Origin of the sequence: Thermostichus vulcanus str. 'Rupite' (genome assembly GCF_022848905.1) — a bacterium.
GTDB classification, from domain to species: domain Bacteria; phylum Cyanobacteriota; class Cyanobacteriia; order Thermostichales; family Thermostichaceae; genus Thermostichus; species Thermostichus vulcanus_A.
Genome location: NZ_JAFIRA010000077.1, coordinates 1 through 6,874, shown reverse-complemented (window position 1 = coordinate 6,874; position 6,874 = coordinate 1). Strand labels below are relative to the sequence as shown.

Here is a 6,874-nt window from a genome sequence, read left to right as displayed (position 1 = left end):
AACAACCGGATCAAGGTAATCAAGCGACAAGGGTATGGGTTTACCAACATTACTAACTTCAGAGCCAGATTATTAGCAGCTTTCTGGCCTTAGTAATCCTTGATCACCATAAGTCCAGGAGAGCCCGAGTATAAACCGCCTCTCCCCACAAGGCAGGAGTTTGTTAAACAAGTAACTGAACTGACTCGAGATTTTAAAAAAGGAAATCATTCTTGGATCCCAGTCGTTGAGCTAGGAAAACAATATGAAGAAAAATATGGGTTGCTGATTCAGGAGGTTTTGCAAAACTGTGCCAAGGAGCATGCTTCATTAGCAGCTTTTCTTCGTTCTCTACCCCGCTACTTTGCTGTACATACTGTCCAAGGTCAAGCATACTTCTGTCCCTTTACGTCCCCGAATGAGCAGGCTCCTCTAGCAGCAAGGACGGTCGACCTGAAATCGTCAGCGGCAGAGATGGTCGACATCATTCGTGAGTTGTTACGTAGTCAGGGCAAGGCAGCTGGTGAATACGCTCACCCAGGACTGGTTACTACGGCCTACAACAGCAGATATGGCCATGGCATTTTGGAAGGTCTGCGCCGACGCGGATTAGGGGCTAATTTGCGGGCATTTATTGCCCAGTGCTCAAGCGACTTTGCTATCAGAGCCGGCAGCAACGGCAGTTGGGAAGTCGCTTACCGTTCCTCTACTGTGAAGCAGTCAAACCCATCATAGGTTCGATCCTTACCTATTGGGCTATGCTTTGAGAAGCGCCTCGGAATATGCAGTAAATATTCTTTCAAGTGTACAAATTAGGCTCGTTTCTATTTGTTTGTATCATCTGTCATGGTGATAGCAACTCTTCCAGTGTACTCTCTCTGTCTTGAAGCTATTGAAGCAATTTTTTGTAAACCCATCTTGATGGTTAGGGCTCCTTAAAACCCCAAGCCATCTGCACCGGAGGTGACCACCCCTTTTTCTGCATTCAAGGTAACAATCGCCCCATCCCGAATCAGGCGAGTGGCATTCTTCACCCCCACCAACACCGGTACCCCCAACCGTGAACCAATCACTGCCGCATGGGAGGAGGAGCCTTCTTCTTCGGTGATCACCCCAGCTGCCTGTTTGATGGCCTCCACATAACTGGCGTCGGTAGATTGAGCCACCAAAATATCACCGGAGGTGAGCTTGTTGGAATCGAGGCTGGACTTGATGATACGAGCCGGGCCGCTAACCATGCCTTTGCCAAAGCCTTTCCCTTGAGCCACCACCGATTTCACCACGTCCACCTTGATCAGATCCGTGGATCCCGCCACTCCCGGCAAGGTGCCAGCACTGAGCACCACCAAGTCCCCATCGTTTAGTAATCCCTCTTCTTGGGCCAGGCTAATGGCCGATTGGAAGGTCTGGCGAGTGGTGGACAAATCCATCACCAACAAGGGCCGCACCCCCCACACCAGCTGCATCCGCCGCGCCACTTCCACATGGGGGGTGACAGCCAGGATTGGGGTGCGGGGGCGAAACTTGGAGACATTCCGGGCTGTAGCTCCGGTTTTGGTCAGGGTCATCACCGCCACAGCATCCAACTCGCGGGCAATTTCGCCCACGGCACGGCTAATCGAGTCAGGGATCAGGCTTTGTCGGGTCGGAACATTGCCATTGCGCTGGCCCAATTCCTGTAGGGTGAGGGAGCGAATTTGCTGGCGCCGTTCTGTGTAGGTTGGGCCAAAGTAGTCCTGTTCAGTGCGCACGGCAATACGGGCCATGGTGGCGACAGCCTCGACAGGATATTTGCCCACAGCAGTTTCATTGGAGAGCATGACAGCATCGGTGCCATCCAAAATGGCATTGGCCACATCGGAAATTTCAGCACGGGTGGGGCGGGGACTATGGGCCATGCTGTCCAGCATTTGGGTGGCGGTAATTACCGGGATCCCCAAACAGTTGGCAAGGGCGATCATCCGCTTTTGCAAGATCGGCACCTCTTCGGCGGGCAGCTCCACACCCAGATCCCCACGTGCCACCATCACTCCATCACTGAGGGCCAAAATTTGGGGCAATTGTTCGATAGCTTCGTGTTTCTCGATCTTGACGATGATCGGAACTCGTTTGCCAACGGCAGCCATCAGTTCCCGCAGTTCCAAAACATCGGAAGGCTCCCGCACAAAGCTGAGGGCCACCCAATCTACCCCTTGATTGAGACCAAAGTAGAGGTCTTCTTTATCTTTCTGGGTAACGGCACGGATACTGAGGCGCACACCCGGAAAATTGACCCCCTTGTTGTCAGAGAGAGTTCCGCCGACGATGGTGCGACAGAACAATTCACCGGCTTCGGGATCCACCGCCTCTACCCGCATTTCCACCCGCCCATCATCTAGGAGAATCGTGGCTCCTTCGGGTACCTCCTGGGCCAATTTGTCATAAGTGACCCAACTGCGTTCCTGGGATCCCGCAATCGGTTGGCTAGTCAAAACAAAGGGATCCCCGGCTTTAAGGGCAATCGGGCCTTCGGCAAACTTACCTAAGCGAATTTTGGGGCCTTGTAGGTCTTGCAAAATGGCGACTTGAATGCCTAAGTCCATCGAGGTTTGGCGGATCAGGCGAATGCTGCGGCGGTGCAGCTCGTGATCCCCATGGGAAAAGTTGAGGCGAAGGGTGGTCGCCCCCTGTAGGATCATCTCCCGCAAAATGATCGGATCCAAGCTGGCGGGGCCAATGGTGGCAACAATTTTGGTGCGCCGAAAGGATTCGCTCAGATGCATAGCAGTGTTTCCCGAGGGAGGGCAGCCCGGATCATCTCCCCATTTCAGGGATCCCCTAGATACGATAACCCGTTGTGCCCGCTTTCAGCCCCGCTTTTTTCGGAATGCTCAAGGATGGGAGAATGGGAAAGCCACAAACCTGGAGTTGAGCGATGCCATTAGCCCCTGAATATGCTTATCCATTTGAGCACCATCAAAAGTTCTCGCTGGATAACCCGACCATCTCCAGCCCAGGACTTTCTAAGCGGGAATACGTGGCCAGCATGGTATTACAGGGTATCGTCAGCAATCCCCAAACCAACATTGGTGATTTACCGCCTGAGCAGCGACAAGTCTTGGCCTATACGGCGGTGTTATTAGCGGATGATTTGTTGGCGGCTTTGGGTGCTCAGTAGGCCAACAGCCAATTGGCAATCCCCTGTCGCCGCCAGGGAGGTGCAACACACAGAAATTGAACAAAAGGATTGAGATAAAAGGAATGGTTGAAGACAACATACCCCACAGCCCTTTCCTGTACGACTTCAACAAAACACTCCCTCTGCTCAATATCTTTGGCACGATCTCCCGCAAAAATATCGAAGGTTTGGATGGTTTGTAGATCGCTGTAGGTTGCTTTTCTGATCTCTGTCATAGTTCTTTGAGACTGGGGTTTCACCTCAAGTGGATCAAATGCGGCTGAGCCGTCGCACCAGTTCTTCCCCCAAACGCATAAAGTTTTCAATGCCTTCCGGTTGTACCCGTTGGTTACTGCGCCAGAGAATTAAATGGGATCCGGATCCCTCGACGGCATAGTTGAGATGATCCTCCAGAAAGCTCAGGACACCGGGATGAAAACGTATCCGAATTTGAGCTTCATCCTGTCCTCGCAATAGGTAGCTGCGAGAAAACTTGGGATGGCTCTCGAAGTTGATGTCTTTCATGCCGAAAGCTTTGGCGATGCCATGGAAAAAAGCATTTTCGGGGTGGAGTCGAAAGCTGGGTAGCCACAGATCTTCTTGATACGCAGAGAAGACAGACATGCGATAGGTGCTGCGATTTTTACCACTGCCACTGGTGTATTGGTAATCAAATAGGGCGATTTCAGTGCCATCGATCAACCGCTTGGACATCCAGTTGCAGTAACGCCGCCCACGGCCCCGCTGAAACAGCTCAAAACTGGATTGATTCAACCGGGATGGGATCCCCTCAACTGACTGGGCAGAAAACTGCATCCCCAAACGAACAGCCACTTGTTCCAGAGCTTCTCGCCGCTTCTTTTCTAAATAAGCATTAAAAGCCAAGAGTCCGGCCACAAAAGCTAAAAACAGCATTAAAAACAGCCAAAACGGATCCATACTGCTTCTCCCAGCTTGCAGACAATGGTGCCCACCTCAGAATACCCACAAGCCAGCCCAAAACCACTACAAAAAAGGATCCCCTCAATCAAGAGAAGGGATCCCGTTCAAGAGTTACGATTTTCCAGGACTAAGAGAAGTGAGTCACAGATCTCGCAACCGATCATGCATCGTAATAGAGGGCAAACTCATAGGGATGAGGCCGCAGATTAATCGGGTTGATCTCGTTGTCGATCTTGTACTCGATGTAGGTCTCGATCAGGTCTTCGGTAAAGACACCCCCTTCTAGCAAGAAGGCGTGATCCTTTTGCAGGTTTTCCAAGGCATCCAACAAAGAGCCGGGGGTAGAGGGAATCTTGGCCAGTTCTTCCGGTTCCAGATCGTAGATATCCTTGTCCAGAGGTTCGCCAGGGTGAATCTTGTTCTTGATCCCATCCAAACCGGCCATCAGCATGGCGGAGAAGGCGATGTAGGGGTTGCAGGTGGCATCAGGACAACGGAATTCCAGACGCTTGGCTTTCGGGCTGGTGCCGGTCACCGGAATGCGGATAGAGGCAGAGCGGTTGCCCTGGGAGTAAGCCAGGTTCACCGGAGCCTCAAACCCAGGTACCAAACGCTTGTAGGAATTGGTGGTCGGGTTGGTGAAGGCCAAGATGGCCGGGGCATGCTTAAGAAGACCACCGATGTAGTAGAGGGCGGTTTCGCTCAGATTGGCATAGGTGCCTTCTGCATAGAACAAGGGCTGGCCATCTTTCCAAAGGGACTGGTGGGTGTGCATGCCCGTGCCGTTGTCGTTAAACAGAGGCTTGGGCATGAAGGTGACAGTTTTGCCGTGCTTGCGCGCTACATTGCGAATCACATACTTATAAATCAGCATGTAGTCGGCAGCCGAGATCAAATCGGCGAAGCGGTAGCCCAACTCCCCTTGTCCGCCAGTAGCCACTTCGTGGTGATGCTTCTCAATCGGCACCCCCAATTTGGCCATGGTCAACAACATCTCGGTGCGGATGTCTTGGTGAGAGTCGGTGGGAGGAACAGGGAAATAACCCTCTTTGTAGCGAGGCTTATAGCCCAAGTTGCCCCCTACTTCTTCACGACCTGAGTTCCAACGGCCCTCGATGGAATCGACGAAGTAGTACCCAGCATTTTGGGTTTGATCAAAGCGAACATCTTCAAAGATGAAAAATTCGGCTTCCGGCCCAAAGTAGGCGGTATCGGCAATACCGGTGGATTGCAAATAGGCGACAGCGCGGGTGGCCAAACTGCGGGGACAACGGGAATAGAGCTGGCCCGTACGGGGCTCGACGATGCTACAGGTAAGGCTGAGGGTGGGGACTTCCAGGAAGGGATCAATCCAGGCGGTTTTCGGATCCGGCACCATGAACATGTCGGACTCATTGATCGCTTTCCAGCCCCGAATACTGGATCCGTCGAAGGCTAACCCTTCGGTAAAGGTTTCCTCTTTGATCATCGAGGTGTGGAAGGAGACGTGCTGCCAGGTGCCGAAGATATCCACAAACTTGAGATCCACCATTTGGACATTGTTGTCCTGGATCATCTGAAGCACTTCTTGGGGCGTGGATGCCATTACTCTCTCCTTATTGGGTTTGCGGTTAGGACTGGGGTGAACTGCGGTGGGTTCAGGTAAGCCTGTACGGGATCCCAGCGATCGATCCCCACGTTTTGACCCAAGCACGGTCAGAAACGCTCACTCATCCTAGAAAGGCCGACACCGGCATTTTGTTGTTTCTGATACAAAATTTGCCCAAGCTTGGCCTTCTGCTCAACTTGATGGACTTCTTGAGCAAAGACCTCCAATCTACGCCCTTGCGTGAGGTTGGGTTGCCATCGGGATCCCGCCTGGTGGGAGTACGCCCTTCAGGCTTAGGATTGGGGCTTGTTTGGGATCCCTGACATGCTGCTTCTGGAAACGCCGCGCCTGAGGTTGCGCCCCCTCAGTTGGGATGATTTAGAGGATTTGGCCTGCCTCTACGCCGACCCGCGCGTCACCCGGTTCATCAGCACTACCGGACTACCCCGTTCCCGCGAAGAGACGCTCTGTTTTCTCTAGCGCATCACCACAGCTCAACAGGAGCGTGGGCTGAGTTTATGGGCTTTTGTTCACAAAGAAACAGGGCATTTGATCGGACGAGGTGGCCCCAGCTTTCAGGAGGTGGAGGGGCAAGAAGAACTGGAGATCGGTTGGGCCTTGGCCTACAACTATTGGGGACAGGGATTAGCCAGCGAAGCAGCCCGTGCCGCTCGGGATTATCTATTTTGGGAACTGGGTCCAGAACGGCTCATCTCCATCATCTAGGCCGCTAGTGCTCTCAGCGGCAGATTTCGCCCTCATCCGCAGGTGAAGTACCCGACGCTCATTGCTATGCAAAAGATGCAAAAGTGCTGCGCACCGCTGCGCGACAGAGGGTGGGCTTCTCTGAATCAACCGCGACAGCCTCGGAGAGAGTAGACTTGCTTTTCCTCTCTCTGGTCTTACATCGCGTCCCAGAAGGGATCATAAGAGTGATTAAGGCAGGAATAGAACAAGTCTCTGTCCCCTAGCCTACAAACCCTAACAACCCTAACAAAAAAGACCCCCTAGCTTAGGCCAGGGGATCCGAATCATGAGTTAGTCACTAGAACCAGCTAGCAACCCACTCTCAATTCACTCAATCAACCACGGATGGCAGGAGCCGTCTCCACAGCCGCCAAATCCAAGGGGAAGTTGTGAGCATTGCGCTCATGCATCACCTCCATACCCAGGTTGGCCCGGTTCAACACATCGGCCCAAGTCCCAAC

Annotated in this window: 7 protein-coding genes and 2 pseudogenes; 4 read left to right on the top strand and 5 right to left on the bottom strand. The window is 52.8% G+C overall.

Translation table 11 applies throughout. From position 1 onward, the window contains the following. Positions 1–9 precede the first annotated feature (9 nt). Entirely contained in the window at positions 10–93 is an 84-nt protein-coding gene (locus tag JX360_RS18145) for a hypothetical protein (RefSeq protein ID WP_425244331.1), read from the top strand. 6 nt (positions 94–99) lie between these two features. Next, on the top strand, positions 100–714 hold the full coding sequence (locus JX360_RS16765) for an OST-HTH/LOTUS domain-containing protein (protein ID WP_244353241.1): 615 nt from the start codon (positions 100–102) through the stop codon (positions 712–714). A gap of 200 nt (positions 715–914) precedes the next feature. On the opposite strand, the gene pyk is transcribed toward JX360_RS16765, so the two are convergent. Further along, entirely contained in the window at positions 915–2,741 is a 1,827-nt protein-coding gene (pyk, locus tag JX360_RS16760) for a pyruvate kinase (protein WP_244353240.1), read from the bottom strand. A 152-nt stretch (positions 2,742–2,893) separates the two neighbouring features. Between pyk and JX360_RS16755 the strand changes: the two genes are divergently transcribed. Continuing rightward, entirely contained in the window at positions 2,894–3,136 is a 243-nt protein-coding gene (locus JX360_RS16755; protein WP_244353238.1) for a hypothetical protein, read from the top strand. Here the strand turns inward: JX360_RS16755 and JX360_RS16750 are convergent. From JX360_RS16750 to glnA, 3 genes are all read right to left on the bottom strand, one after another. Then, entirely contained in the window at positions 3,130–3,372 is a 243-nt protein-coding gene (locus JX360_RS16750; RefSeq protein WP_244353236.1) for a GNAT family N-acetyltransferase, read from the bottom strand. The genes JX360_RS16755 and JX360_RS16750 overlap by 7 nt on opposite strands. Positions 3,373–3,406: 34 nt before the next feature. Continuing rightward, complete coding sequence (locus tag JX360_RS16745; protein WP_244353234.1) at positions 3,407–4,075, bottom strand: hypothetical protein; 669 nt, start codon at positions 4,073–4,075, stop codon at positions 3,407–3,409. Positions 4,076–4,238: 163 nt separating this feature from the next. Beyond that, entirely contained in the window at positions 4,239–5,663 is a 1,425-nt protein-coding gene (gene glnA, locus JX360_RS16740; RefSeq protein WP_244353232.1) for a type I glutamate--ammonia ligase, read from the bottom strand. 327 nt (positions 5,664–5,990) lie between these two features. Between glnA and JX360_RS16735 the strand changes: the two are divergent. Further along, positions 5,991–6,392 (top strand): annotated as a pseudogene (locus JX360_RS16735) (GNAT family N-acetyltransferase). Positions 6,393–6,748: 356 nt separating this feature from the next. On the opposite strand, the pseudogene JX360_RS17770 reads toward JX360_RS16735, so the two are convergent. Continuing rightward, positions 6,749–6,874 (bottom strand): annotated as a pseudogene (locus tag JX360_RS17770) (photosystem II q(b) protein); the annotation flags it as partial.